Genomic DNA, 26,110 nt, shown 5'->3' with positions numbered 1-26,110 from the left:
GGTCAGACACGGCCAGAGCATCCCGTAGGGATGCGCTCTGAAGTTTTTTTGGTTCTTTTTGTTCACAACCGACGCTGCCAGCGAGGGCAATGCAAACGTAGTTTGCCAATTGCCGAGCGGCGAGGAGGAAAACGAGCGGAGCGAAGTTAAAAAGAACAGTATCAGCCGGGGCAAATACGGATATTCGAACGAAATAAAAAGATTAATGTTTGACCGGTCGGTAGAACGTGTCTCGTTCCACCGGTTCGAATCCCGCCGCCCGCACCAAATTTTCCATTCGTTCCGTCAAGAGCCGCGGTCGTTGATCCTCCGCCCCCGCCATCGAATAGATTTTGGTCGTGTCGTCGATGGTGCCGTCGATGTCGTCCGCGCCGAACGAGAGCGCCAGCTCCGTCGCTCCGATTCCCAGCATCGGCCAGTAAGCCTTGATGTGCGGGATGTTGTCCAGGTAGAGCCGTGAGAGCGCCATCATCTTCATATCCTCCGGTAGCGAGACCTCGCCCACCGCCGACATGGAGTTGTGCAGGTTTCTGTATTTCAGCGGGATAAAAGCATCGAATCCATGAGTCCGATCCTGTAGCTCCCGCAGCCGGCGCAGGTGATCGATTCGGTGTTCATAGCTCTCGATGTGCCCGTAGAGAATCGTGCAATTGGTGGAGATGCCCAAGCCGTGCGCCGCTTCATGCGTGGCGAGCCACTCTTCCGCCGTCGGTTTTTCAGGGCAGATCCGTTCCCGAATTTCCGGTGCGAAGATTTCGGCCCCGCCGCCCGGAATCGCCTCCATGCCCGCCTCTTTGAGCCGTTGCAGTCCTTCGGCGAGCGTGAGCCCCGCTTTGGAGATGATGTAGTGCAGTTCCACCGCCGTGTAGGCCTTGACCGCTACGTGGGGCAGCTGCTTTTTCACCCGCCGGATCATCTCGCAGTAGTAGTCCCAATCGTGCTCCGGATGTACCCCGCCCACGATGTGCACCTCCGTAATCGGTTCTCCGCGCCGTTCGGCGGCCAGTTGTTCCACCGCGTCGAGATCGTGGTACCAGGCATCCGGTTCGCCCGCTCCGCGCCGATAGGAGCAAAAGCGGCAGCGGAATACGCAGATGTTGGTCGGTTCGATGTGGATATTCCGATTGTAATAGACCTCGTTGCCCGATACTTGCCGTTTGCGGGCCACGGCGAGGGTGCCCAACAAGGCGATCGGCGCTTGGCGCATCAGGGTGAGCGCTTCGTCGTCGGTGAGGCGGTGGCTTGTCGCCGGATTTTCCGGGTTCAGCAGCGCTGTGGCGATCTGTTCGACTTCGGGTGCGAGGTGCAGGTGGTGAAGCAGCGGAGTATTCATGGCACTAATCAAGGAGAGACGGAGTGGAGGGTTCCTACGAAAAAGCCTCCTTATCCCGCTCCGGTGGGGAAAAGAAGGCTCGACGGGCCTTGAAAATCAAAAAGCCCCCGTATCGAATGGAAGGTGTATAACCTATGCCTGACGGAATTCGTCCGAAACGGTCAGTTTCTTACGCCCCTTGGCCCGCCGTGCCGCCAGCACGCGCCGTCCGTTCGGAGTAGACATACGTTCACGGAAACCGTGTTTGTTGACGCGTTTCCGTTGCGAAGGTTGGAAAGTCCTTTTCATGATTATCTTCTATTTTCTTGATTTACAACGCGGTTTGCCGACACGAGGCCGGAATTGCAGGGCAAAGATACGCTTTTTCCCGGTTCCTGCAAACAGCCCTGTTGCCGAAGCGCCTATTTTTTAGGCAGGACGAGTACTTTCTTGGTCTGGAAAAAGTCGCCGTCGAACCAGGTGGAGACCGGAAGCTGTTCGGTTCGTCGTCCTGCGGCGGCGATCTCTTCGTCCAAATCGCCCCCTTTCAGATAGATAATGCCGTAGATTGTCCGTCCCCAGGTCCAGCCGACGAAGGTACGCAGGTCGGTCACGGCGCGGCTCACGACCCAGTCGAACCGGCTGCGTCCGCCGTCCAGCTGTTCGACGCGGCTGTGTTCGGCCCGTACGTTGTCGAGCCCCAGCGCCGTGGCGATCTCTTGTACGACGCGTATCTTTTTGCCGATGGAGTCGACGAGTGTGAACTGGACGTCGGGATAGAAAACGGCCAGCGGAATTCCCGGAAAGCCGCCGCCGCAGCCCACATCCAGAACGGTCTCGCCGGGTACGATCAGCCCGGTGCGGGCGATGGCGAGCGAGTGGAGGATGTGGTGTTCCTCGATCTGGTCGATGTCTTTGCGCGAGACGACGTTGATCCGGGCGTTCCACTCGCGGTAGAGGTCGGGCATGGCGGCGAACTGTTCGCGCTGCCGCGGGGTGAGGTCGGGAAAGTAGCGGTCGATGAGTGACATGCGTGTGGGGTCAGAGCAGTTTCCTGTCGGTAATCAGTGTGCAGAGCTTTTCGCGGGCCCGGTGTATCCGGGTTTTGACGGTGCCGATCGGCAGGGCGAGCTGTTCGGCGATCTCTTCGTAGGAGTATTCGCGGACGAAGCGCAGTTCGATCATCGTGCGGTAGTGGGCCGGAAGTTCCTCCATCAGGGAGTCGAGCTGGCGGCTGTTCTGGTGCGAGATGATCCGCTCTTCGGGGTTCGGGGTGTCGCACGGCGGGTTGATGCGCCCGTGCCGCTCGCCGTCGGGCTCGTCGATCGAGAGGGTGTTGCCTGCCGACCGTCTCCGCCGGGCGTAGTCGATGCACAGGTTCCGGGCAATGGTGTAGATCCATTGTCCGAAGGTGTAGGCCGGATTGTATCGCGAGAGGTTGAAGTAGGCTTTTACGTAACTCTCCTGCAAGATGTCTTCGGCGTCGCGTTCGTCGGTGCATTTGGCGAGCACGGCGGCCCGGAGCGTATGCCGGTAGCGTTCGAAGAGGGCTTCGTAGCAGGTGGCGTCGCCGGCCAGCGTGCGTTCGATCAGTTCCTGGTCGTTCGGCGGCGGTAGGGTCATATCCATAAGCGCTGGCTGGGTCTGAGTCGGCGTCCGATCCAGTGGAACAGTTCGCCGACGGGTGCGCAAAAGTCGTGCGCGATGTAAGCCCACAGGATGCGCCGTTCGCCCACCCGCCGGGCAATCATCCGGACGGTGGCGAGCATCGCGAGCTCCCGCAGGGCGAAGAGGCCGATGCCTGCGATCCACAGCACCGGCGGCAGCAGCACGCCGAGGGCGATCGTCGCGGCGATCAGCAAGGCGCGGGTCAGCAGTTCGAAAAAGACGGTCGCCCTGACCCGCCCCGGGTAGAGGTCGAATCCGGCGCCGCGGTAGCGTTGTTCGGCCCGCCACCAGCGTATCCCGCCCCACTGGAACTGGCGCATGGTGGCTCCGGGGTTGAGCATGACGCTGGTGCGCCGTGCGCATACCGGGGCGACTTTCTGGACAAAGAGGTCGTCTTCGCCGAGGGTCATCCGCAGGTGGGTGTAGCCTTTGTTGCCGAAAAAGAGGCGTTTGGTGTAGCCGATGTTGTTGTATATCCCGCGGTAGACGTGCCCGCGGATGGCTGCGTTGAGGTAGCGGATCGAGGTGGTGAGCCGCTGGCACCGCATGATTTTGTTGGCGATGCCCGGTCGGCGTTGGATGCCGGTGTAGCCGACGACTAATTGCCCTCCGTTGAATCCCCGCGCCATGATCGACAGCCACTTGTCCGACGAGGGTATCGAGTCGGCGTCGGTGAAGATGATGTTGTCGTACCGCGCGGCCTTGATACCGACGGTGAGGGCCAGTTTCTTGCTGTGCCGGAAGACGGGGTCGGCCTTGATGGTGGTGAATCGCAGGTGGGGGTATTGGGCCTGCATCATGACGAGTTCGTCGGTGAGGTCGATTTCCGACCCGTCGTCCACGACGACGACTTCGTAGTTCGGGTGTTTCTGGGTGAGGAGTTTCGGCAGGTGTTCGGTCACGTACTCCGGGTCATCGGCCACGACCACGACGACCGAAACGGGCGGTGTGCCGGCCCCTTCGGGTTCGCGCAGGCTGTGCCGGTGGGTGGCCACGCGGCCGTAGCGTAACCAGTAGACGAGCTGGACGATGGCGCAGAGAGCAAGCAGCAGTGTGAGGTAGATTTGATAGGGAGGATATTGGTCGATAAACTCTTTCATGCGCAGTCGGGTGAAAGATATATTATATCCGCCGGAGCGGCTCCGCAAATATACGATAAAAAATCGGGGGAAAAGGTGTGTTTTACACCAACGATTTCCGTTCGAGTTCCAGGAGCCGGATTTTGCGTTGAATCCCTGCGCTGTAGCCGGTGAGCGAGCCGTCGGAGCCGATGACGCGGTGGCAGGGAACGAGGATCGGCAACCGGTTTCGTCCGTTGGCGTTGGCCACGGCGCGCACAGCAGCGGGCCGTCCGATCATGGCGGCCTCTTCGGCGTAGGAGCAGGTGCGACCGTACGGAATCCGTAACAAGGCCGACCAGACCTGGAGTTGGAACGGGGTGCCGAGCAGGTGGAGGGGTATGTCGAACCGGGTGCGTCTCCCGGCGAAATACTCCGAAATCTCTTGTCGCAGCCGGTCGAGATGGGGATGGGGCTCATCCCGTATCTCGACTCTCTGCGGCAGGTGCTTGAATAGGTCGTTTACGCCGCGTTCGAGGTGTGCTCCTTCGGCGAATTCGAACAGGACGATGCCCTGTTCGGAGGCGATGGCGATCATCGTGCCGAGCGGGGTGTCGACGGGCTGACGGTAGAGCTTCGGTTCCGAGCGCATCGGGTGTCGAGCGGAGGGATCGAGACGGATTACAGCAGGAACGAAAGCCCGATATTGACCTGTTGTACGTTCGGCCCTTTGTCGCTCACGAAGATACTCTGCGGATAGTAGCGTGCCGATACGGCCACCCACCGATAGCCTATGTTGCACTCCACGCCGTAGTGGAAATTTCTCAGGTTCAGGCTCGAATGCTGTTTTTCGGTATGCTTGGCGCCCGTCTCGTCCAGGTATTTCACTTTGGTGTGTCCCTGGAGCCGGAGTCCGCCGACGACGCCGAAGTTGATGAAGCCTGGAGCCCGTTTCCCCGCTTTGCTGCGTCCGAACTGGAACTCGGCGAGCAGCGGCAGGTTGAGGTACATGGTGGTCAGTTTCGTTTTTTTGAAATCGACTCCCGGTCTGTCGTATCGGTAGTCCGGCACGATGTAGCCGTTTTCGTCCTGTGTCAGGGTGATGTCGCGGTCGAACCGGAAGTTGTTGATTTCGAATCCGAGCCCGGTGATGAGGCCGAAGTGGCGGTTGGAGACGATGGTCAGGTCGACGAGATTGACGTTCACGCCGATCGATTTCGGACTCTGGCGCAGGTATTCCGCTCCGTTCGGCAACTTCATGCTGCCGAGGTTCCGCACCAGGCCGTTGTAATAGATGCCGACGCCCGACCAGTGGCCGCCGTACCATTTCCACCGTTTGGGCACGCGTCCGGAGTATGGGCTCGATCCGGAAATCAGGTCGATGTTGGTCTGTGAAGGGGTCTGCGTTACAATCAATTTTTTTTGTGATCCGATGTTCCGCACGATGATCGTATCTGCTCCGCCGCCGACCCGTTCGGTGCTGTCGATCTCTTGTGCCGTCGCCGGCCGGAGCAGGAAGAGGGCGCCGAGGGTGAAGAGCAGGTGTAAGGGTTTTTGCATGGTTTTCATATCGTTAGGATAGATGGCTTCCGGAGAACCGGTAGGACAAATATACGATAATTCGGAAGAAATGGCAATCGCCGGTCGTGTTTTGCGCTTGTTCGGCCGGTGTGGCATTGTCGTTGGGGCCGAACGGCCCCGCCCCGGGCTACCGCAGCCTCAATACGGGCACGCTGAGCGACGTCAGCAACAGCGGGTTCAGTTGGTGTTCCGCGACGAGCGGTATTCATGGAGTGTATTTGAATTTCGGTGTAACGTGGCTCAATCCCGGTCTTGCAAATAATCGTGCCTATGGTTTTCAGTTGCGTTGCCTCTCGGAATAAACGGGGAAGAGCGGCACCTCCCCTCCCCGGGCTATCGTGATCGGGGTACGGGCGCGCTGAACAGCGTCGGCAACCACGGTTACAGCTGGGCTTCCACGGTCAGCGGTGCCAATGGCATGCACTTGGATTTCTACGTGACGCGCCTCACTCCCAGCGACGCGTACCACCGCGGCTACGGTTTTCAGTTGCGCTACCTCTCGGAATAAACGGAACGGCAGAACAGACGCTGACGGGATAACGACCGGTGCCGTGACGGGGCGTTTCGTGTGCGGGTTTTTGCTCTATTTTTTTGGTGTGTATCGGGTTTCCGTTGTATTTTTGTCCGGAAAGCACCGACTTTTTAGCCCCGGCATGCACCTATTCTATATACCCGATATAACGGACGGAGCCGACCTTTATACGCTGGCGGACGACGAGGCGCGCCATGCGACCGGCGTGTTGCGCCTGCGGGGCGGCGACCGGGTGCGGCTGACGGACGGATGCGGCGGGTGGTATGAGGCCGAGATCGTGGCGGGGGCGACGCCGAAAGCCTGTCGGGTGCGTATTCTGTCGCGCGAGGCGGAGCATGGGCGGCGGCCTTATCGGCTGCATGTGGCGATCGCGCCGACCAAAAACATCGACCGGTACGAATGGTTTCTGGAGAAGGCCACCGAAATAGGGATCGACCGCATTACGCCGCTCGTGTGCGAGCATTCCGAACGGAAGACCGTTCGTCGGGATCGGGGCGAGAAGATTGTTCTTAGTGCTGTGAAACAGTCTCTTAAGGCTTACGTGCCGCGGTTGGACGAGGCGACGGCATTCCGGGATTTCGTCGCTGCGACCGATATGTTGTATCGGAGTCGTTTTGTGGCCTATTGCGACGAGGGGACGCCGCTGGCGGAGCGGATCGCATTGTTTCCCGCTTTGCGGGACGCGGCGGTCGATGTCTCGGGCGCGGAATTTTGCGTGCTGATCGGGCCGGAAGGGGATTTTTCTCCAACGGAGATCGCGGCGGCGAGGGGTGTCGGCTTTGTTCCTGTCTCGTTGGGGGAGAGCCGCTTGCGGACGGAGACGGCGGGGGTGATGGCGGCAGCGATGGCGCAATTGGCGGCGAAAAACACCACGAGAAACGATTGATACGAAAGCGGATAATTTCGTTGTTGGTGTTGGAGAAATATTTCCGGATGACCGGACAACTGATCTCCGAAACGACCGAACGGTCGGCCGGGCGATAGAACAATCATACTGATTATGGATTGGACCAATATATTTACGATGCTGGTACTGGGCAGTTTGCTGCCTTTTGCCGTTCCCGGCGTGCGGTTCCAGGGGATTGTGGCGGCGGTGGTGATTGCCGTCGGCGCTGTGTTCGCGGCGGTGGCGGGAGTGACGGCCATTGTGTTGCCTGCTGGGGTGACGGTGCCGGCCGGCGATTTCGTGCTTCCCGAGATGGATGCCATCGGAGGGGTTTTTGCCTTGGCCGTGGCCATTAGCGGCGTGGCGTGCTCGGTGTACGCCGTGGGATACCTGCCGGGGCATGCGACGGGGAAAAATCAGGTGCAGACGGGGTTGCATTTCGCGGCTTTAGTGGCGCTCTTCTACTCGATGCTCGGGGTGATCGGGGCGAAGGATACCTACGGCTTCTTGTTCTGGTGGGAGTTGATGACCCTCAGCTCGTTCGTGCTCGTGATGTTCGACGGGGAACGGAAAGAGGTTTTGCATGCGGCGGTGGGGTATCTCGTTCTGATGCACATCGGCTTTTTCCTCTTGTTGGGCGGCTTCGTGGCGCCGCAGGGCGGAGAGGCGTTTTTTGCCGGACGAGGGATGATCGTACCGGCTTTTCTGCTCTTTCTGGTCGGCTTCGGACTCAAGGCGGGGATTTTTCCGCTGCACATGTGGTTGCCGGTGGCTCATCCGGCGGCTCCGTCGCACGTCTCGGCCATGATGTCCGGGGTGATGATCAAGATGGGGATCTACGGAATCGTGCGGTCGGCTTTGGCTTTGACGCCGGACGGAATCTTTGCCATGGGGCTGCTGGTTTTCGTGCTGGGGGCGGTGACGGCGGTCTTCGGGATCGCCCGGGCAGCGGTGCAGACCGATATCAAACGGCTGTTGGCCTATTCGTCGATCGAAAATATCGGGATAATCTGTCTCGGGATCGGGCTGGGGCTGTTGGGCCGGTCGGTCGAGAGCGACTTTCTGGCCTATGCGGGGTTCGGCGGAGCGTTGTTGCATGTGCTGGGGCACTCCAACTACAAGACGATGCTCTTCCTGGGGGCGGGATCGGTGGTAGCGGCGACACATAATCGGGATATGAACCGTTTGGGGGGATTGCTTCGGCGGATGCCGGTGACGGGCATTCTCTTTCTGGTGGCGACGATGGCCATCTGTACGGTGCCGGGGCTGGTGGGATTCGCTTCGGAATTCGTGCTTTTCGACGGCCTGTTCGAGGCGATTACCCGGGGCGAGATGGTCGCTGCTGCGGTGGCGGGGATTGTGGCTTTGGCGTTGGTGGGGGGCTTGACCCTGATGACCTTTACGAAGGCTTACGGGATTACCTTCCTCGGAAATCCGAGGGGATGTGCGGCGCGGGAGGCGCATGAGGTGGGAGCGGTGATGCTTTTGGCGCAGGTGCTGCCTTTGGCCGGGATTTTGGCCGGGCCGGTGCTCTATCCTTATATTGTGCTCGAAAATGCCGATGTGCTGTTCGGGGCGCGGTACTATGCCCAGCCGATGATCGACCGGATGTGGATCGTCGAGGGGGTGATGGCGGGGGTGGTGTTGCTGACCGTCGGGTTGGTTTTCCTGAAACAGTGGCTGAATCGGAGGGCGGGGGTCGCGAGCGTGCGGCGGCCGACGTGGGGGTGTGCTTTCACGGCGCCGGACAAGCGGATGCAGTACACCGCATCGTCGTATAACCGCGAGTTGCAGACCATGTGGGGCGACCGGCAGCGGGAGGCGACCTCGTCGGCCTTGCCGGAAGAGGAGATCTTTCCGGCGGAGCGTGCTTTCTCGACCGAGGATCGCGATACCACGGCCCGGGCCGTGACCCATTGGTTCGCCCGTATGTTGAGGCGGTGGACGGCGCGGCTGGCCCTCTTCCAGACGGGAAAGACGAACCACTATGTGCTCCATGCGTTGGTTTTGTTCGTGTTGATTCTGATATTGTCGCTCTGCGGGGCGTTGTAACGATTCGACGGTTATGTTTATCATTCCTTTATTTTTGATTCTGGTATCGGCGGTGTGCATCAAGGGGGTTGTCAATAAGACCCGCGCACGGCTGGCGGGGCGCAAGGGGGTTCGCTTCTTTCAGCCGTTGCTGACGGTGGGTGTTTTGTTGCAGAAGGGCGAAATTTACAGCACGTCGGCGACCTGGCTCACGCGCACGGCTCCGGCGCTCTATCTGGCGACCACGCTGGGGGCGGTGTTGCTTTTGCCGTTGGGGATTTTTCCGGCGGCGGTGAGCTTTTACGGGGATTTTATTCTGTTCGCCTATTTGCTGGGGTTCGGGAAACTGGCTTTGGTGCTGGCGGCGTTGGAGAGCGGAAGCAGTTTCCAGGGGATGGGATCGGCACGTGAGGTGCTGTTTTCGATGTTGGTCGAGCCGTGTTTCTTCCTGCTGGTCGGGACGTTGGCGATGGTGACGGGCTACGGGTCGTTCAGTTCGATTTTCGCTACGTTCGATAATGTGTCGATGGATTGGCTGATGCTTTCGTTGGTGATGGGGTATGCTTTTTTGAATGTGGCATTGGTGGAGAACGGCCGGTTGCCGGTGGACGATCCGCGGACGCATTTGGAGCTGACGATGGTGCACGAGGCGATGGTGTTGGATTTGTCGGGGGTGGATCTGGCGTTTATTCAGGTGGCGGGGTGGCTGAAACTCTCGATCTGGGGGGCGTTGCTGGTGAATGTGGTGGTTCCGGGCCAGGTGGAGGGATGGATGCTGGCGGGTTGGTTTTTGGTGGCGATGGCTGGTTACGGGGTTTTGGTCGGTGCGGTGGAGTCTTTGATGGCTCGCAATCGGATGACGAAGAATGCCACCTATTTGGCGACCGTATCGGCGATCGGTTTGTTGGGTTTCGGTGTGGCTTACGTACTGATGACCAGCGGGCTGAGTTAGGGAAGGGGTTTCTATTGTCTGCTGCGGATGCGCGGACGAAGAATGGGACGAGGATTTGGGCTGAGGCTGCCCATTGCCCACCGCGGGCACGCCCCGTTTATTCCGAGAGGCAACGCAACTGAAGACAGTAGCCACGATCGGTTGTCGTATGCGGGCCGGTATTCGTCATATCGAAACGCATACGCATCCCGTAGATGCCGCTGACCCCAGCCGCCCAACTGTAACCATGGCTGCCGACGCTCCACAACGCTCCCTCGCCGCGGTCGCGGTAGCCCGGGGCGGGGCGACCAAAAATAGACGAACAATTAAATAACAACCCCTTATGTTGTTGCTATTCATTATTATATATGCCGTTTCGTTACTCTACGCCGCCGTCACCGAAAGGTTTCGGCACTATGCGTGGATCGTCGGCATGCAAGGGTGGTTGCTGATGGGGATCGCCCTGATGCAGCTCGGACCCGGCGAAGGACTCGGAACCAAAATCTTCGTGATTGCCGAGACCGTCGCTTGCAAAGGGATACTCGTGCCGTATCTGCTCTTTCGGATCATCCGGCGCACCCGGATCAATCGCGTGAGCAGGAGAGCCATGTCCGCTTTCGGATCGTTGCTCCTCTCCGCCCTGGTGCTCGTCGTGAGCCTCTCGATCACCCGGTGGGTCGATGACTCGCAGCTCAACACCCTCTTTTTCGGCGTATCGCTCTTCGGACTCTTGACCGGGCTCGTGCTCGTCACCTCGCGGCAACGGATATTTTCACACCTCGTGGGGTTTCTGGTGATCGAAAACGCCGTATTCCTCTTCTCGCTCGCTGTGGGAACCGAATTGCCCATGCTGGTCAATGTCGGTATTCTGCTCGATATCCTGATGGGTGTCCTGATGCTCGGACTCTTCCTCTCCAAGATCGGCGAACGGCTGCCCAACCTCGACAACGAAAAACTCTCTTCCATCAAAGACTGATTCCTTAACGCTATATGCTGATTCATCTTTTTATTCTATCGTCGGTACTCGCCCTGCTCGTGGGGGTGGCGCGTCAGCGGGCCTACGTGCAGTTCTTCGCCGGTCTCTTTTGCGTCGTGCAGGCTGCGTTTGCCGTTTGGGCCGTGCTGAACCGCGGGACGACGACAGCCCTCTACTTCACCTTCGATACGCTGGGGGTGACCTACTATGCCTTGATGGCGCTCGTCGGATGGCTTTGTTGCTGGCAGAGCAGCCGCTATCTCGATCAGGAGAACCTGCGGGAGTACAAGATCTACCTGATTTCGTTGATTGCACTGAACGTGGCACTGACCGGCGTCTATTTCGCCAATAACATCACCGTGACCTGGATTTTCCTCGAAGCCACCACCCTTGCGGCGGCGGGGCTGACCTATCACCGGCGCACTTTGCGCAGCTTGGAGGCTACCTGGAAATACATCTTTATCAGCTCCGTGGGGATTGCGATCGCTTACCTCGGCGTGTTGCTGCTGAGCACCGTGGCCGCGGCGGCTGAGGGAGAGGCCGACTTGTCGTATGCCGGGCTGACGCAGGCCATTGCTTCGGGGGCCGGGAATGCGCTCTATATCCGGCTGGCCTTTCTGTTTATCGTGGTGGGCTATAGCTCGAAACTCGAAATATTTCCGTTTTGTACCGTCGGTGTGGATGCCAACCACAGCGCGCCGACGCCGACTTCGGCATTTCTCTCGTCAGCATTGGTCGGCGGCGGATTCGTCGCGGTTTTTCGGGTTTGGAAGGCCATGCAGGGGGCACCGGAGGTGGCGGCTTGGTGCGGGCATGTACTATTGCTGTTAGGCGGTTTGTCGCTCCTGATGGCGGCGGTTTATTTGGGACGGACACGTAATTTGAAACGTTTGGCGGCCTATTCCACGGTCGAAAACAGCGGCCTGATGATGCTGGGATTGGGAATCGGGGGGATCGGTGTGTGGGCCGCGGTTCTTCATTCGCTGGCCCATACGTTGATCAAGGGCTCGTTTCTGATGCAGCTCAGCGTCGTGGGGAAGATGTTCGGCAACTACCGGGTGGCGCGGAATGGCGGCTATTTCCGGGTCGATCCGTTGGGAGGACTGGTACTGGTGTGCTGTCTGATCGTCTTGATCGCCGTGCCGCCGTCGGTGCTCTTCCGGACAGAGTACCTCATTCTGACCGGCTTGCTGGGAGAGGGATGGTGGTGGATTTTCATTCCGGTGGCGCTGCTCTTGGTGACAGTCATCTATTGGCTCTGTTCCAAACTGTTGCCGTTGTTGTTCCGGCCTGTCGATTTGTCGCGGGTGCGGATCGAGGGCCGGAATCCGTGGCTTTCGGCGGTGCTGTTGCTGATGGTGTTGGCCACCTTTGTGGCGGGAGTTTGGCAGGCGCCGGAGCTGGTCGGCCTGATCGATTCGATTGCATATTAATACGAGGATGGGAATGAATACATTGGACAGATGGGCGGTGTGTCGTCCGGCGACCTCGGGCGGCGTAGGGATTTTTTCCGAGGGGAAGATTCCGGAGTTGCCTTATGCGGCTTTTGCCGAAGATATGCGGCGGTTGTTGCTGGACGAGACCGGTTCGGCGGCAGAGGGGAGTCGGTGTGTGGCCTATTTTGCCGTGCCGCAGGACGGAGCCGAGGACGGCGAGGGGATAACCGGACTGACTTTTTATGCCCTGGTGGCGCGGGACGAGACGGGGGATATACTGGCGGCGAAATACGTGAGGGGGTATCACGACGAGGATCCTTTGCCGTCGCTGGCGGCTGAGATTCCGGCCTTGCACGTGTATGAACGGGATATCGCGGAGCGGTATGGCGTTCGTTTTGTCGGGACGCCGTGGGACAAACCGCTCCGCTATCCGTTCGACCGTTTCCGGCAGCGGGATCGGATCGATGCCTATCCTTTCTATTCGATCGACGGGCACGAGCTGCACGAGGTGCATGTCGGGCCGGTGCATGCGGGGATTATCGAGCCGGGCGCCTTCCGTTTTTTGTGCGACGGCGAGCGGATCGTCCACCTCGAAATCGCGTTGGGATACCAGCATCGGGGTGTCGAGGCGGGGATTACGGGGACTTCGCATCGGCTGCGGCAGATGTTGCTGGGCGAGACGATTGCCGGAGATACCGTGATCGGGCATGGGACTGCCTTGGCGGGTATTCTGGAGTCGGGAGCCGGAGGTGAGTGGGAGGGAAACGGGTTGATCCGTTGCGAACGGGCCGTAGCGTTGGAGATGGAGCGGTTGGCGATCCACATCGGTGATACGGCCGCGTTGTGTATGGATTTGGGTTACCAGACGGGGCATGTGGCTTGCGAGGCGCTCCGGACGCTGGTCATCAATGCCATGCAGCAGTGGTGCGGGAATCGTTTCGGAAAGGGATTGGTGCGTCCGTTCGGGGCGAACCATCGTCTGACGCTGGAGCGGGCGAAGTACATCGAGGCGACTTTGGCCGAAGTGATGGAACGCTATCGGATGGTGGGGCGCGATCTGCTCTCTACGCCGTCGGTACTGTCGCGGTTGGAGGGGATTTGTACCGTGACGAGGCGGCAGGCGTTGCAGGTGGGAGCCGTGGGGCCGGCGGCCCGGATGGCGGGCGTGGTGCGGGATGCGCGGCGGGCTTTTGCTTTTTATCCGTTGGAGGGGTTCGAACCGGTGGTGATCGATGCGGAGGCCGATGGGATGAACGGCGACCTGATGGCTCGCCTGAAGATGCGGTTGCGGGAGGCGGAGGTTTCGTACACCATGATCGGAGCCGGGTGCAAGGAGTTGGCGGGGCGGTGGTTCGAGGCTTATCCCGCGCCGGACTATGGGCAGCCGCTGGCTCCGGAGGCGTTGGTCGTCTCCGTGGCGGAGGGGTGGCGGGGCGAAATATGCCATGTCGCTCTGACCGATCGCAAGGGAGAGCTGCGGGGGTATCGGATTTTCGATCCCTCGTTGCATAACTGGATGATGCTGGCCCTTTCGGTCCGGGGCGCTCAGATTTCGGACTTTCCGGTAAGTAATAAGAGCTTTAACCTTTCTTATTGCGGACACGATTTGTAGAGGCTTTCAGCGCGGTGTCCATATGCGGGCGGCGCGAGAGGCGCGCCCGGTTTCTAACCAAATAGAGCGGAACGAGATATGTTATTGACCAATTTCCGGGTGTTGTTACAGCATGGCACCCAATATATCAAGCACTTGGATCGAGTGACCCTGTGCGACGAGTTTCGGGGGCGACCCGTGCTGACCGGTGCCCGGCTGACGGCGGCTAAGCGGGCGCAGTTGTGCGCCTTGTGTCCGACGGGGGCGATTTCGTTCGATCCGAAAATGCGGCTCGATTTGGGGAAGTGTCTTTTTTGCGGCGAGTGCGCCGTGCAGTTTCCGGAACAGGTACGCTTCACCAACGACTACCGGTTGGCCGCTTCGACCCGCGAGGGCTTGGTTGTGACCGAGGGGGAAGAGCCCGAGTGGTTTTTTGACCAGGAGGCGGTGCGACCGGAAATCAAACGGTTGTTCGGCCGGTCGTTGCAGCTGCGCGAAGTCTCTGCCGGGGGCGATAACAGCTGCGAAATGGAGCTCGGGGCGGCCGGAAACGTCAATTTCGACATGGGACGCTACGGGATCGGTTTCACCGCTTCGCCGCGCCATGCCGACGGGATGGTGGTGACCGGGCCGGTGACTGCGAACATGGCGCGGGAGATCGAAATTACCTGGCAGGCGATTCCGGAGCCGAAACTTCTGATTGCAGTGGGAGCCGATGCGATTTCGGGCGGCCTGTTCGCCGGATCGCCGGCCGTGAATCGCGATTTTTTCGACCGGCATACGCCGGATCTCTATGTGCCGGGCAATCCGGCCCATCCGATGACCTTTATCACCGGGGTGCGGGCTCTGCTGGAGCCGCTTCCGGAGGTGGAAGAGGGTGGGGATGAGGAGACGGCTGCGGAACCGAAAAAGGCGAGATGGGCGGCGGTGGCTCGATGGTGGCGGAAGACGCCGCCGGCGACGGATGAGGAGGTGATAGAAGAGGAGGGCGAGGAGATGGTTGCGGAGGAGGAGATCGAAGCGGATCCGGCAGTGAGCGAAATCCCCGAACCGGAAGAGACCGTGCTCCCGAAAAACAAAAAGCGGAAGATTATCGAATGACGAAAGTAGCGACCACCGGATTGTGGTCGCTATTTTTGAATTCGAGGTCGATTGTTTCGCACCCCACCCCTTCGATTTCTGGCCCGCACAAGGCAAAATCCACCACCGTTGTCGTCGTGCTTCCCGCTCGATAAGGCTCGTAGTCGTAGCGCACCGACGGGGTACGGGAATCGTAAACGAACCTCAGGTCGGACGGAAAATCGGTCTGTCCGATCGGAAACGGGCGGAAATGAGCGTCTTGCAAAGCCGCCCGACTCGGTCGGTAGCCCGGCGGACAGCTGTTCCAATCCCCCGCCGTTATGCTGTAGGGCTTGTCCGACAGGTAGTTCCGCAGAAAAGCCAGCTCGCGGCTCCGCATATCTCCCGTGTCGTAAGCCGTGTTGTGGGTGTTGTTGACGAAGAGCGTGTCGAGCCGTCCGGTCGCCGTATCCCGCACCGGAATCGCAGCGCTCAACAGACAGCGCTTGAGGTTGAAAAGCCGCATCGGAAAGGAAAAACCGCTCGGATAGCTGTATCGTACCACTCGCTCCGGTCGCCACCGGCTGAAAGTCGCCACGCCGCCTTTGACCCGTCCCATGGGATCGGTCAACGGAATCGGCACGAAATCGGCGACGTAGTTCAATCCCATCCAGCTCTCATATCCCGGCAGCGCTCGCCGCAGCGAGTCGTATTCATCGATGCCGTAGCTCCGTCGCGAGTCGAGGTCTACCTCCTGCAAGAGGATGAAATCCACTCTCGCCGAATCTGCCGTCCGTTGCAGGAACCGGAGAATCCGTTGCAGATTTTCGACGGTTCTGGCCTGCGACGTGCGCATCCGCTTTCCTCCGTCGTAAAAGAAATCCATGTCGTCGCCCAGTCCGGCATAGCCGATATTCCATGATACGATCCGCACCGTGTCGCCTCGCCGTAAAACAGGCTCGTCGTCCGTTATCGCAGCCGTGTCGAGCACCTCGATCGGAGCCGGTCGCCACTCTCGTATCCAGAAGAGGCCGAGTAAAAGAAGAAGCCCCGCGACCAGTGTCGAGAGGCTCCATAAAAGGATGTGTAACAGATGTTTCATCATAGAAACCGTAAGAGTGAACGGCTACCGTTCCACCTGAATGGTGTAGTTCGGACGGAAGTGCACCACCGGCCATGCCACGTTTCGGAATTTACCCGATCGTTCACTCTCTCCATCCGGTACCTGCTGCCGGAAGGTGTAGCCCACCTGTAACAAATTCGGACGATACGTCTCTTTTTGCAATCGAATCGGCATCTCTGCCCCGAAGCGTTTCAATGCGCCGCCGAAGTACCTGATGACGTCATAGCCCCGGAACGAATACGGACTGGGCAACTCGCCGAACTCTTTCAGGTATTCGGTGTAGAACGCTGCGACCGCCGGATCGCTCCGGTCGGCATGATACGAAGCCGGGTAGTGCACATTAAGTTTGTAGAACAGGTCGAGGTTGATGTTCTGCACCCACTCCCAGCGCGGGGTGCCGATGACGGTAATCCGATAGTGGCTGTTGCTGACCAGCGAACTGAGGTGAGAGAGCACCCCTTCCAGCGCATCCGCCCGATTGACCGGCACGTAAACGATGTTGTGCCGTCCCCGTTCCAACGCTGCGGTCAGCAAAGCGTCCATATCCTGACTCCTCGCCCGTTCGCCGCTGAACGACAAGGTGGAGATCACCTCTCCGAGCCGCGATTCGATCAGCGAGAATGTAGCGGTATCCGGATGTTCGACGTGGTCGATCACCAGCAGATTGTCCCCCTCGCTCGCCGTCCCGGGCCGTCCGCCGAACTGTTCGAAAATGCGGTCGAAGGCATGGGTCTCGTCCGGCGAAACTTCGTAGACGTACGGATTGTCGTCTGCCCCCACCGCTCCCAACGGGCTGACGATGGCAATGCCGCGTTGGGCCGCATAGCTGGCCACGGTGTCGAATGCGATCGGATAGACCGGTCCGATGATCAGATCGGCGCGGTCCAAAGCTCCCGACCGGATTTGACGTTCGACGATCTCTTCCGCCGCCCCGGTGTTCAGGAACCGGAGATTGACCGAGATGCCGTCCTGTTTCAGCGCATTCAGCCCCATCAGAATCCCCCGGTAGTAGTCCGCGAACCGGTGGTTCGAACTCAAACCTTCCTGCAACGGCAACAGCACGACCGTTTCGATCGGTGCCTTTGCATCCCGGGCGTGCAGCAGACCGGTTCCGAATCCCGATACTGTGGTTTCGCCTGCGTTCTCCTCCTGCGACAGACCTCCCCGTTCAGGATTCCGCTTCCCTCTGCCATGGGTCGAAATGGTGTCGGAGCGTGTCGAGACGACTTGTTCCGTCGTCCGCGCAGGCACCGGTCGCGGAATCGTTCTCGGCGGCACGGTAGGCCTCGGATTTTCGATCTGCGGCTCCGGCAGTTGTTGCTGTTGCGGGTCGGTCGTAGCGGTGCCTTTCTTCCGTTGGATGCGTTGTTTGGCCTGCGGGATCAGTAAGGTCTGCTTGGTACGCAAGGTGGTCTTCGTCAGGCTGTTGGCGCGCATAATATCCTCTTCGCTCACCCCGTAGGCTTCGGAAATGGCGAATAAGGTTTCGCCTTTTTTCACCTTGTGCAGAAGGTAGTTTTCGCCCCGCATCGTAATCCCCCGGGTGGAAACTTTGATAACCGTCTGGGCCCGGACGGCTTCCGACATCGGAGCCCCGCCCAGCATCAGGCAGATACAAAGGGTGAAAACGCGTTTGCTAATCATATCCGGTGTATGTGTCTCTTAAACAGATGATTCGTTCTACAACCCTCCCGCTCGTGCAAGAGGAGAGAGAAGGGGCTAATGCGAGGTGTTCCGTTTCTTCCCTGCGGTGTCTTTCCCGAGCCGCAGTTGGGTGATGACCTGTTTGGTGTTCATCGGGAAGTCGCCGTTCATCATCCAGCTGTAATAGGTCGGTTCCGCAGCGAACACTTCCGCCACCGGGCGCCCTTTGTGCTTGCCGAAGTTGAAAACCGGCACGTCTTTGTCGTTCAGCACGATCCGTCCCGCAAAATCCACGTTTCGAGTCGTTTGCGAAAAATCGGACAAAAATTCCACGTCGTTCTGCAAGGTGTCCGGATAACGGTCGAGCTGTGCTTTCAGCACGTTGTAGGTGGCTCGTATATCTGCTTCCGCGGAGTGCGCATTCTCGATCTCGGTTCCGCAGTAGAACCGGTGTGCGGCAGCCAGCGTCCGCTGTTCCATCTTGTGGAAGATGTTCTGCACGTCCACGAACCGTTTCCCGTCGAGGTCGATTTCGATGCCGGCCCGCATGAACTCTTCGACTAACATCGGGATGTCGAATTTGTTGGAGTTGTATCCCGCCAGGTCTCCTCCTTTGATGAATGCGGCCAGCGATTTGGCGATCTGCGGAAAGGTCGGACAGTCGCGCACATCTTCATCCGAAATGCCGTGTATGGCTGTGGTCTCCTCCGGAATGTGAACGCCCGGATTGATCCGTCTGGTCTTCACCTCTTCGTCTCCGTTGGGGTGCACTTTGATGAGCGAGATTTCGACAATGTGATCTCGCCCCGGATCGACGCCGGTGGATTCGATGTCGAAAAAGATCAGCGGACGTTTCAGCTTCAGTTCCATAGCGTTGTGGTCGTCCGAGCGAGGTTATGCGTTGATCATCATCGGCATGAGCAGCATGAGCAGCGACTCGCCTTCGGTGTCGTTTTCCGACGGGAAGAAGAGCCCGGGTCGGGTCGCGTCCGCCAGTTCGATCGATACTTCCGGCGAGTGGATGTTCCCCAGCAAATCGAGCAGGAACGACGACCGGAAGCCGATTTCGATGGGCGAGCCGTCGTAGTTGCAGCTGATGTTGTCTTCCGCCGCCGCAGCGTAGTCGATATCTTGTGCCGAAAGGTTGATGTTTCCTGCGGTCAAGTCCAGTTTAATCAACTGGTTGGCCTGGTTCGAGCAGACGGATACGCGTTTGATGGCGTTGAGCAGTTCCATCCGATCGACCAGCACTTTGTTCGGGTTGTTATTGGGAATCACGGCGTTGTAGTTCGGGTAGTTCCCTTCGATCAACCGGCAGACGATTTTGTGTTTCGGCATCGTGAAGATCGCGTTCTTGGTGTCGAACGTAACGGTAATCATCTCTTCGGCATCCCGCGAGAGGAGGTTTTTGAGCAGATTGGCCGGTTTTTTCGGCAGGATGAACGAGGCTTCCTTATCAGAGGTCACGTTGGCGTTCTTGAACAGAGCCAGCCGGTGCGCATCGGTAGCCACGAACGATATCTCCTTCGGTGACAAGGCGATGTCGACGCCGTTCATCACCGGTCTCAGCTCGTCGTCTGCGGTGGCGAACAGGGTCTGGTTGAGGCCGTCTCCGAGCGCCGGTGCCGGAATATAGAAGATGGTCGCAGCGCTCTCCTCGACTGCCGGCAGTTCCGGATAGCCGAGTCCGGTGATTCCCGGAATGCTGAGTTTCCCGGTTTTCCAGTTGATGGTCACTTCCCAGCTCTCTTTGTCTACGGTGATGGTCAGCGGTTGTTCCGAAAACTCTTTGATGGAGTCGGTGATCCGCCGGGCCGGAATCGCCACCACGCCGTCACCGTTCTGGTTGTCCACTTCCAAGGTGGAGATCAGGGTGGTTTCCAAGTCCGATGCGGTGATTTTCAGCTGATTGCCGGCCAGTTCGAACAGGAAGTAGTCGAGGATCGGCAAGGTGTTTTTGTTGCTGATGACTTTTCCGATGGATTGGAGGTTGTTCGACAGCAAGGTGCTGGATATGATGAATTTCATAAGAAAAGTGTTTTTCCATTGGTGAATATCTGACAAAGATAGCGATTTTTGGTTTTTGCTGTATGGGGTAGGGCGGGTTTTCTCGGTCGGGTCGGACAGTCGTCGGGGAGTGTCTTTGGAGCGGTTTGGGTAGAGGTTGCCATTAAATCACCCGAAGGGTGCGCCCGCCCGGCGGACGCGTTCACGCCACGGCGGGCGGCTTTTATTACTTAAAAGCAATCGCGTAAGGCGCGCGAAAACGTGGCGGAGCGAAAGCGGAGCCGCAGTGGGACCGCAGTGGGGCGCACACGGGACAGTGCTTTGAGGGAGAGCGAGTAGAGCGATTCGCAGAATCGCCGTCCTCGGCGAGAGCGACGCCATAGCGGCGCGTGGGGGGCGCGCCGAGGACGAACTTCCGAGAATAGGGCGATGAATGAGCCGAGCTCCTGCGACCTTTAGGTCGCCGGCCTCGTCGCCCAAGCCCCGTAGCGGCTTCGAGGGGATGGGCGACAGGCCGAACATGACAGCCGGGCGGTGACTGGGGGATAGCTTTTGTGGGCCGGACGCCCGGGAGTGACCGCAGTGAGCCTGCGAACGTTGCGGGCCTCCCGAGGGGGAGGCGTCCGGCCCGCGCGGTTCTTCGAACCGCAGGTTTTCGGCTCCCATCCGTTTATTCCGAGAGGCAACGCAACAGAAAACCGTGAGTACGGTAGTCCGCATGGCAGGCATTGAGATATTGCGAGCCGAAATTCAAATCCAGACCGTAAATGTCGCTCGCGGCGGACGACCATCCGAACCCATAGTGTCCGATGTACCCCGGATCACCCGAAGCGTGGTTGCGGAAGCCTGGGGCGGCACGTGATCACAACACGGGCAAATGACGTTACAGTGTCAGCTTTTCGAGCGCTGTTTCGATCATTCGCTGCACGAACGGCGCGTAGTCCGGACGACTGTCGCCCGCCGCCCGCTGGACGATCACCGTGCAGAGAGTCAATGCCCGGTGTCCCAACAGCGCCGCCAGCCCCGCGATGGCCGAACTCTCCATCTCGAAGTTCGTTACCCGTAGCCCCTCGTGCTCGAACTGCCGAATCGTTTCTATGTAATCCGCCCGCATCAGCGGCAACCGGACGACCCGTCCCTGCGGCCCGAAAAAGCCCGGTGCCGAGAGTGTCAGCCCCCGGATGGCGACATCGCTGAACCGTTCGACCAGCTCCGGATCGTTCGGGACGAAATAAGGCGTTGCCCAACGCTCCTCCCAGCGAGTCTGGCGCACGAACGCCTCTTCGAGCTCCCGGTCGCAGACCCGCTCCCGGTCGGCGTAGAAGTTGAGCAGGCCGTCCAGACCGCCCGATACCGTGGCCATAATCATCGCCCCGAACGGAATATCCTCTTGCAACGCCCCGCTCGTGCCTAACCGGACGATCCGCAACGAGCGACGCTCGGGGAGCGGTTTCACGCGCCGCGTTTCGAAATCCACGTTAGCCAGCGCGTCCAACTCGGTCATGACGATATCGATGTTGTCGCACCCGATTCCCGTCGAAAGCACCGTGAGCCGCACCCCGTTCAATGTGCCGGTATGGGAGCGGAATTCGCGGCTGGCCGTGCTGCTTTCGATGCGGTCGAAATGGCTGGCGATCAGTGTGCTGCGATCCGGGTCGCCGACTAGGATGACCGTGTCGGCCAGCTGTTCCGGACGCAGGTGGAGGTGGAATACGGAACCGTCGGAGTTGATGATTAACTCCGACGGGGAAATAAAGGTGCTCATAGACGAAAGCGTTATTTGATCTGTCGAACCGACCCTCCGGAAGAGGTGTGTATCTGCACCGCAGAGTGGAGCAAATCGCCGGCTGCCCGGTATCGGATCGAGCCGCCCGAAGAGGCGGAGGCCTCCAGACTCCGGCTGACCCGGCATCGGAGCGAAGCTCCCGACGAGGCCGAAACTTTGGCGTCCGCTGCGTCGAGGTTTTCCAGCTCGGCCGACGCGCCGGAGTATACTTTGGCCTTCAGCCGCTCGGTCGTGCCGTCGATCGCAGCCTTCGCACCGGAGTGTACCTCGATCTCGATCTCTTGCGTCGTCATGCGGCTCCGGAGGATATCTGCCCCGGAGTGCACATCGATCTCGACCTCTCTGGCCGCCAGGTCGATCCCCTCGATTCGCGCGCCCGAGTGTATATCGATGTCGCATTCGCCGGGGGCGGTAAAGTTCCCGCTGCCGGTTACCGTCGAACCGCTGTGTACTTTGAGTTTTTCGAGTGTCGAAACGGTCACTTCGGCTTTTCGGGTCAGGTTTTTACGTTGCAGGTCGTGGGGGATGTCGTTGAAACCGAGGTGGAGTATCCCGTCCCGCACTTCGACGCGCAGATAGGGTTGGAGGCGGCTGTCGACAACGATGGTCGCCCCGCTTATCGCCCCCGGCCGGAGGGAGACCGCAAATCCCTGTCGGGTTTCGATCCCGCGCAGATGGCCGGTTTGGATCACCTTAGGCGCCGTGTCCGTGGTCTGGGCCGAGACCGGCAGGCTGCCGGCCAGTATGGCGCCGAGGGAAAAAAGAAGCTGTTTTAACATGATTTTTATTTAAGTTTATTCGACTAGTTCAGGTGTACTTTGGCCATGGCCGACGTTCGGGTGTGCATTCGGATGGCCTGGTCGGCGAGTACCCGTATGGAACTGGAGCCCGAAGCCGCGGCGTCGATTCCTTTGGTGACCCGGCAGACCATTTGGCTCATGCCGGAAGCTGTGCAATCGGCTTCGGTCGAGCTCAGGTCGCCGAATTCGAGGCGTGCCTGTCCGGAGGTCGTCGCCTCTAACCGGTCGGTTTTTCCGCTGGCGGTAACGGAGGCCATGCCGGAAGCGTCGATATCCATCGAACCGGTTTCCTGTAAGGTCAGGTCGATTTTGCTCTGCCCCGAGGCATCGATTTTCGTGTCGCCGCTCTGGGCGTCGTGTGTCAGCCGGAGCCGGCCCATTCCCGAAGCGTCGATTTTCATTCCGGCGACCTCATTCCGGAGTGTCGCGTCGATATGTCCCATCCCGGAAACGTCGATTTCGGGCGTTCCTTTTCCGGTCACGGCAATGGTAATCGGGGAGATATGCCCCATCCCGGAGGCCTCGATTTGCGAAGCGGTTCCGCTGAAGGTGTCGTCCGTGTGCACCGAAGCTTTCCCCGAAACGGAGAGTCGGTCGATCCGGGCGAGGGTGACTTCGGCCGTGGCGGGACACGACCATTTTTCGGTGTTTTGGAGCTCTTTGGGCAGCTCTTCGAAGCCGAGCCGCAGCATGCCGCCGCTGACTTCCGCTTTCAGGTAGGGTTCGAGTCGCTCGTCGAGGGTGATCCGCACGCCGTTCCGGTCGGTGTCGTCGCTTTGGTGCAGGGTCACTTTGAAGCAGTGTCCGGCTTGCAGTCCGGTCAGCCGGACGCCCTGACTCGGGGTTACCGTTTTTTCGCCGGCCAGTGCGGTGGTCATCGAAAAGAGCAGGGTGCCCAGCAGAACAAAAGGTTTGGTTGTCATGGTTCGTTAAAAAAACTAAATAGACGTTGTGTGTGGTCTGTGGCGGTCGGTCTCTCAAATATAGCTATTCGGCGACAGATCGGCAAATTTTTCGGCAGTTCCTTAGGCGGCGATGCAGATGCCCACCAGAATCAGGAATAACAGGTGTTTCATAATCGGTTGCGTTTCTTTGTTGTTTGTCCCGTTCTTATGCCATCGGCGTGCCAAAGTGTTTAATGTTTTGATAGTCAGTTTGATGATTTTTCTTAGCTTGCTTCTGAGTGTCTAAAAATTAGACAGGTGTCGTCTAATTTTTGGACATCCGGCCCGATCCCGAAAAATTCCCTAATTTTGTATCTTTAATTGTCTGTCTGTTCTTTGTGCCGGACGGAACCGTACCTTTCTTGAAAGAAAGGTACCCAAAGAACTTTTGCAGAGGTCGTCCCGTTGGGCCGACCACGTGTTCTCTTCGCCTTGTTTCGTTGGGCTGTGGTTTTCCGGCGCGGGCGCATTGGGGTAATACTCGTAATTATAGCGCCCCGCCGAGAAAACCCAGCCCAACCAATCGGGCAGACACGGCCAGAGCATCCCGTAGGGATGCGCTCTAAAGTTTTTCTGGTTCTCTTTGTGAACAAAGAGAACAGTACCAGCTGGGGCAAAGAACTGAATAAACGATTAGAGATTTTAAGAATTATGAAGCATATCCGCAACTTCTGTATCATCGCGCACATCGACCACGGCAAATCGACCCTGGCCGACCGGCTGCTGGAGGTGACCAAAACCGTCAGCGAACGGGAATTGCAGGCCCAGGTGCTCGACGATATGGATCTGGAGAAAGAGAAAGGGATCACCATCAAGAGCCACGCCATTCAGATGGAGTACGTGCAGGGAGGCGAGAAGTATATCCTGAACCTGATCGACACCCCGGGGCACGTCGACTTCTCGTACGAGGTATCGCGGGCCATCGCGTCATGCGAGGGGGCCTTGCTGGTGGTCGATGCCACGCAGGGGATTCAGGCCCAGACCATTTCGAACCTCTATCTGGCGCTGGGGAACGACCTCGAAATCATTCCGGTGCTCAATAAAATCGACATGGCTTCCGCGATGGTCGAAGAGGTGAAGGATCAGATCGTCGATATGCTCGGCTGTCGGCGCGAGGAGATTTTGGCTGCTTCGGGGAAGACAGGCGAAGGAGTCGAAGAGATTCTCCGGGCCATCGTCGAACGGGTGCCCGCGCCCAAGGGGGATGACAGTGCGCCGTTGCAGGCGCTGATTTTCGACTCCGTATTCAATCCGTTTCGCGGGATTATCGCCTATTACCGGGTGATGAACGGGGTGATCCGGAAGGGCGAGCGGGTGAAATTTTTCAATGCCGGCAGTGAGTACGACGCCGACGAGATCGGGGTGCTGAAGCTCAAGATGTCGCCGCGGGACGAGATTCGGACAGGCGACGTGGGGTATATTATCTCGGGGATCAAAAATTCGGTGGACGTGAAGGTGGGGGACACGATCACGTCGGTGGCGGAGCCGTGTCGCGAGGCGATCGCCGGATTCGAAGATGTGAAACCGATGGTCTTTGCGGGGATTTACCCGGTCGAGACGGATCAGTACGAGGACCTGCGGGCCTCTCTCGAAAAATTGCAGCTCAACGACGCGTCGCTGACCTACGAACCCGAGTCGTCGCTGGCGTTGGGATTCGGGTTCCGGTGCGGTTTTCTTGGGCTGCTCCACATGGAGATCATTCAGGAACGTTTGTTCCGCGAGTTCAACATGGATGTCATTACGACGGTGCCGAACGTCTCGTACAAGGTCTTTACGACCAAGGGCGAGGAGCTGATGGTACACAATCCGTCGGGGCTGCCGGTGCCGAATATGATCGACCACATCGAGGAGCCGTACATTCTGGCTCAGGTGATTACCAAGACGGAGTATCTGGGGGCGATTATGAAGCTCTGCATCGAGAAGCGGGGGGTGTTGCTGAACCAGAATTTCATTACGACGGACCGGGTGGAGGTCAATTTCGACATGCCGCTGGCGGAGATCGTCTTCGATTTCTATGACAAACTGAAGAGTGTTTCGCGGGGGTATGCTTCGTTCGACTACCACATGACGGATTACAAACCCTCTCGGTTGTCGAAGTTGGATATTTTGCTGAACGGCGAGCAGGTGGATGCGCTGTCGTCGCTGATTTATGTGGATCACGCCTATGATTTCGGGCGGAAGATGTGCGAGAAGCTCAAGGAACTGATTCCGCGTCAGCAGTTCGATATCGCGATTCAGGCGGCGATCGGGGCGAAGATCATTGCGCGCGAGACGGTCAAGGCGGTGCGGAAGGATGTGACGGCGAAGTGTTACGGGGGTGACATTTCGCGGAAGCGGAAACTGCTCGAAAAGCAGAAGGCGGGGAAGAAACGGATGCGTCAGGTGGGGCGTGTGGAGGTGCCTCAGGAGGCTTTCCTTGCGGTGCTTAAGATGGACTGACGGCGGGATTGTCGGGTGTGCGTTGAGGCTACGTTGGGCATGCTGGGGGCCGAGGCTGCCAGTGGAAATGTGTAAGAATTTCCCGTCCACGGGACGTGGGACCTGCCCGGCATAAGGGCAGTTTTTGGCGGGTTGAAGCTCGATCCGCGCGCGACTGCTGGAAAAGGAAATCATTCAAACGCGTGGCTCGCGTTTGAATAAGATTTCCGCCAGCGCGCGGACAAAGGATCGGGTCGTCGGCAGCTTTAGGATGCGTTAGCATCCGTCGAAAGTCTTTTTGGTTCTTTTTCTTCAGAAAAAGAACAG

At 58.9% G+C, this 26,110-nt stretch carries 22 protein-coding genes; 8 read left to right on the top strand and 14 right to left on the bottom strand.

Going from position 1 to position 26,110, the window contains the following annotated elements; genetic code table 11:
* Positions 1-202: 202 nt before the first annotated feature.
* The 7 genes from QZ302_RS03940 to QZ302_RS03910 all read right to left on the bottom strand — a co-directional run bounded on the left by QZ302_RS03940 (position 203) and on the right by QZ302_RS03910 (position 5,598).
* Entirely contained in the window at positions 203-1,333 is a 1,131-nt protein-coding gene (locus QZ302_RS03940; protein WP_294592727.1) for a CofH family radical SAM protein, read from the bottom strand.
* Positions 1,334-1,465: 132 nt separating this feature from the next.
* On the bottom strand, positions 1,466-1,621 hold the full coding sequence (gene rpmH / locus QZ302_RS03935; protein WP_027290172.1) for a 50S ribosomal protein L34: 156 nt from the start codon (positions 1,619-1,621) through the stop codon (positions 1,466-1,468).
* A 113-nt stretch (positions 1,622-1,734) separates the two neighbouring features.
* Positions 1,735-2,343 (bottom strand): 16S rRNA (guanine(527)-N(7))-methyltransferase RsmG, encoded by a 609-nt coding sequence (rsmG, locus tag QZ302_RS03930; protein ID WP_294592723.1) that lies wholly within the window; start codon positions 2,341-2,343, stop codon positions 1,735-1,737.
* A 10-nt stretch (positions 2,344-2,353) separates the two neighbouring features.
* Entirely contained in the window at positions 2,354-2,941 is a 588-nt protein-coding gene (locus QZ302_RS03925; RefSeq protein WP_294592720.1) for a sigma-70 family RNA polymerase sigma factor, read from the bottom strand.
* Positions 2,932-4,080, bottom strand: a complete 1,149-nt coding sequence (locus QZ302_RS03920) for a glycosyltransferase (RefSeq protein ID WP_294592718.1) — start codon at positions 4,078-4,080, stop codon at positions 2,932-2,934. The genes QZ302_RS03925 and QZ302_RS03920 overlap by 10 nt, the downstream gene beginning before the upstream one ends.
* An 82-nt stretch (positions 4,081-4,162) precedes the next feature.
* Positions 4,163-4,690, bottom strand: a complete 528-nt coding sequence (locus QZ302_RS03915; RefSeq protein WP_294592716.1) for a methylated-DNA--[protein]-cysteine S-methyltransferase — start codon at positions 4,688-4,690, stop codon at positions 4,163-4,165.
* A gap of 29 nt (positions 4,691-4,719) precedes the next feature.
* The gene (locus QZ302_RS03910) at positions 4,720-5,598 is read right to left on the bottom strand and encodes a porin family protein (RefSeq protein WP_294592713.1); all 879 of its coding nucleotides are present in this window, start codon (positions 5,596-5,598) and stop codon (positions 4,720-4,722) included.
* A 674-nt stretch (positions 5,599-6,272) separates the two neighbouring features.
* Here QZ302_RS03910 and QZ302_RS03905 point away from each other — a divergent pair.
* The 7 genes from QZ302_RS03905 (at position 6,273) to QZ302_RS03875 (ending at position 15,103) form a co-directional block, all read left to right on the top strand.
* Positions 6,273-7,037, top strand: coding sequence for an RsmE family RNA methyltransferase (locus QZ302_RS03905; RefSeq protein ID WP_294592711.1), 765 nt, complete (start codon positions 6,273-6,275; stop codon positions 7,035-7,037).
* A 114-nt stretch (positions 7,038-7,151) separates the two neighbouring features.
* Positions 7,152-9,089 carry a proton-conducting transporter membrane subunit gene (locus tag QZ302_RS03900; protein WP_294592710.1) on the top strand — a complete coding sequence of 646 codons (1,938 nt, stop codon included), beginning with the start codon at positions 7,152-7,154 and terminating at the stop codon, positions 9,087-9,089.
* A gap of 13 nt (positions 9,090-9,102) precedes the next feature.
* On the top strand, positions 9,103-10,020 hold the full coding sequence (locus QZ302_RS03895; protein WP_294592708.1) for an NADH-quinone oxidoreductase subunit H: 918 nt from the start codon (positions 9,103-9,105) through the stop codon (positions 10,018-10,020).
* Between the two features lie 322 nt (positions 10,021-10,342).
* A complete protein-coding gene (locus tag QZ302_RS03890; RefSeq protein WP_294592706.1) occupies positions 10,343-10,975 on the top strand; it encodes a hypothetical protein in 633 nt (210 codons plus the stop codon).
* A 14-nt stretch (positions 10,976-10,989) separates the two neighbouring features.
* Positions 10,990-12,408 carry a proton-conducting transporter membrane subunit gene (locus tag QZ302_RS03885; protein WP_294592704.1) on the top strand — a complete coding sequence of 473 codons (1,419 nt, stop codon included), beginning with the start codon at positions 10,990-10,992 and terminating at the stop codon, positions 12,406-12,408.
* Between the two features lie 13 nt (positions 12,409-12,421).
* On the top strand, positions 12,422-14,023 hold the full coding sequence (locus QZ302_RS03880) for an NADH dehydrogenase subunit (protein WP_294592701.1): 1,602 nt from the start codon (positions 12,422-12,424) through the stop codon (positions 14,021-14,023).
* A gap of 78 nt (positions 14,024-14,101) precedes the next feature.
* Positions 14,102-15,103, top strand: coding sequence for an NADH:ubiquinone oxidoreductase (locus tag QZ302_RS03875; protein WP_294592699.1), 1,002 nt, complete (start codon positions 14,102-14,104; stop codon positions 15,101-15,103).
* Here the strand turns inward: QZ302_RS03875 and QZ302_RS03870 are convergent.
* The 7 genes from QZ302_RS03870 to QZ302_RS03840 form a co-directional block, all read right to left on the bottom strand.
* Positions 15,093-16,166: an endonuclease/exonuclease/phosphatase family protein gene (locus QZ302_RS03870; RefSeq protein WP_294592696.1), complete on the bottom strand. Its 1,074-nt coding sequence runs from the start codon at positions 16,164-16,166 to the stop codon at positions 15,093-15,095. The two genes, QZ302_RS03875 and QZ302_RS03870, sit on opposite strands and share 11 nt — an antisense overlap.
* Positions 16,167-16,187: 21 nt before the next feature.
* Positions 16,188-17,828, bottom strand: coding sequence for a LysM peptidoglycan-binding domain-containing protein (locus tag QZ302_RS03865; RefSeq protein ID WP_294592695.1), 1,641 nt, complete (start codon positions 17,826-17,828; stop codon positions 16,188-16,190).
* 75 nt (positions 17,829-17,903) lie between these two features.
* The gene (locus tag QZ302_RS03860; RefSeq protein WP_294592692.1) at positions 17,904-18,698 is read right to left on the bottom strand and encodes a 3'-5' exonuclease; all 795 of its coding nucleotides are present in this window, start codon (positions 18,696-18,698) and stop codon (positions 17,904-17,906) included.
* Between the two features lie 24 nt (positions 18,699-18,722).
* Positions 18,723-19,856, bottom strand: coding sequence for a DNA polymerase III subunit beta (gene dnaN, locus QZ302_RS03855; protein ID WP_294592690.1), 1,134 nt, complete (start codon positions 19,854-19,856; stop codon positions 18,723-18,725).
* Between the two features lie 862 nt (positions 19,857-20,718).
* Positions 20,719-21,600, bottom strand: coding sequence for a nucleoside phosphorylase (locus tag QZ302_RS03850; RefSeq protein ID WP_294592687.1), 882 nt, complete (start codon positions 21,598-21,600; stop codon positions 20,719-20,721).
* A gap of 11 nt (positions 21,601-21,611) precedes the next feature.
* Complete coding sequence (locus QZ302_RS03845) at positions 21,612-22,400, bottom strand: DUF2807 domain-containing protein (protein ID WP_294592685.1); 789 nt, start codon at positions 22,398-22,400, stop codon at positions 21,612-21,614.
* Between the two features lie 23 nt (positions 22,401-22,423).
* Complete coding sequence (locus QZ302_RS03840; RefSeq protein ID WP_294592682.1) at positions 22,424-23,344, bottom strand: DUF2807 domain-containing protein; 921 nt, start codon at positions 23,342-23,344, stop codon at positions 22,424-22,426.
* Between the two features lie 672 nt (positions 23,345-24,016).
* On the opposite strand from QZ302_RS03840, the gene lepA reads away from it, so the two are divergent.
* Complete coding sequence (gene lepA / locus QZ302_RS03835; RefSeq protein ID WP_294592680.1) at positions 24,017-25,804, top strand: translation elongation factor 4; 1,788 nt, start codon at positions 24,017-24,019, stop codon at positions 25,802-25,804.
* The last annotated feature ends 306 nt before the right edge of the window (positions 25,805-26,110 follow it).

The organism is uncultured Rikenella sp. (assembly GCF_910579375.1).
Lineage (GTDB): Bacteria > Bacteroidota > Bacteroidia > Bacteroidales > Rikenellaceae > Rikenella.
The sequence above is the reverse complement of the archived record's forward strand: the minus strand, read 5'-3'. Positions and strand labels throughout refer to the sequence as shown.

What these genes read in the sequence shown, in the direction of transcription:
- QZ302_RS03850 (WP_294592687.1), bottom strand. Translation starts at nt 21,600, where the DNA reads ATGAGCACCTTTATTTCCCCGTCGGAGTTAATCATCAACTCCGACGGT.
- QZ302_RS03875 (WP_294592699.1), top strand. Translation starts at nt 14,102, where the DNA reads ATGTTATTGACCAATTTCCGGGTGTTGTTACAGCATGGCACCCAATAT.
- QZ302_RS03915 (WP_294592716.1), bottom strand. Translation starts at nt 4,690, where the DNA reads ATGCGCTCGGAACCGAAGCTCTACCGTCAGCCCGTCGACACCCCGCTC.
- QZ302_RS03900 (WP_294592710.1), top strand. Translation starts at nt 7,152, where the DNA reads ATGGATTGGACCAATATATTTACGATGCTGGTACTGGGCAGTTTGCTG.
- QZ302_RS03925 (WP_294592720.1), bottom strand. Translation starts at nt 2,941, where the DNA reads ATGGATATGACCCTACCGCCGCCGAACGACCAGGAACTGATCGAACGC.
- QZ302_RS03865 (WP_294592695.1), bottom strand. Translation starts at nt 17,828, where the DNA reads ATGATTAGCAAACGCGTTTTCACCCTTTGTATCTGCCTGATGCTGGGC.
- QZ302_RS03905 (WP_294592711.1), top strand. Translation starts at nt 6,273, where the DNA reads ATGCACCTATTCTATATACCCGATATAACGGACGGAGCCGACCTTTAT.
- QZ302_RS03840 (WP_294592682.1), bottom strand. Translation starts at nt 23,344, where the DNA reads ATGACAACCAAACCTTTTGTTCTGCTGGGCACCCTGCTCTTTTCGATG.
- rsmG (WP_294592723.1), bottom strand. Translation starts at nt 2,343, where the DNA reads ATGTCACTCATCGACCGCTACTTTCCCGACCTCACCCCGCGGCAGCGC.
- rpmH (WP_027290172.1), bottom strand. Translation starts at nt 1,621, where the DNA reads ATGAAAAGGACTTTCCAACCTTCGCAACGGAAACGCGTCAACAAACAC.
- QZ302_RS03910 (WP_294592713.1), bottom strand. Translation starts at nt 5,598, where the DNA reads ATGCAAAAACCCTTACACCTGCTCTTCACCCTCGGCGCCCTCTTCCTG.
- QZ302_RS03940 (WP_294592727.1), bottom strand. Translation starts at nt 1,333, where the DNA reads ATGAATACTCCGCTGCTTCACCACCTGCACCTCGCACCCGAAGTCGAA.
- QZ302_RS03890 (WP_294592706.1), top strand. Translation starts at nt 10,343, where the DNA reads ATGTTGTTGCTATTCATTATTATATATGCCGTTTCGTTACTCTACGCC.
- lepA (WP_294592680.1), top strand. Translation starts at nt 24,017, where the DNA reads ATGAAGCATATCCGCAACTTCTGTATCATCGCGCACATCGACCACGGC.
- QZ302_RS03880 (WP_294592701.1), top strand. Translation starts at nt 12,422, where the DNA reads ATGAATACATTGGACAGATGGGCGGTGTGTCGTCCGGCGACCTCGGGC.
- QZ302_RS03920 (WP_294592718.1), bottom strand. Translation starts at nt 4,080, where the DNA reads ATGAAAGAGTTTATCGACCAATATCCTCCCTATCAAATCTACCTCACA.
- QZ302_RS03870 (WP_294592696.1), bottom strand. Translation starts at nt 16,166, where the DNA reads ATGATGAAACATCTGTTACACATCCTTTTATGGAGCCTCTCGACACTG.
- dnaN (WP_294592690.1), bottom strand. Translation starts at nt 19,856, where the DNA reads ATGAAATTCATCATATCCAGCACCTTGCTGTCGAACAACCTCCAATCC.
- QZ302_RS03895 (WP_294592708.1), top strand. Translation starts at nt 9,103, where the DNA reads ATGTTTATCATTCCTTTATTTTTGATTCTGGTATCGGCGGTGTGCATC.
- QZ302_RS03860 (WP_294592692.1), bottom strand. Translation starts at nt 18,698, where the DNA reads ATGGAACTGAAGCTGAAACGTCCGCTGATCTTTTTCGACATCGAATCC.
- QZ302_RS03885 (WP_294592704.1), top strand. Translation starts at nt 10,990, where the DNA reads ATGCTGATTCATCTTTTTATTCTATCGTCGGTACTCGCCCTGCTCGTG.
- QZ302_RS03845 (WP_294592685.1), bottom strand. Translation starts at nt 22,400, where the DNA reads ATGTTAAAACAGCTTCTTTTTTCCCTCGGCGCCATACTGGCCGGCAGC.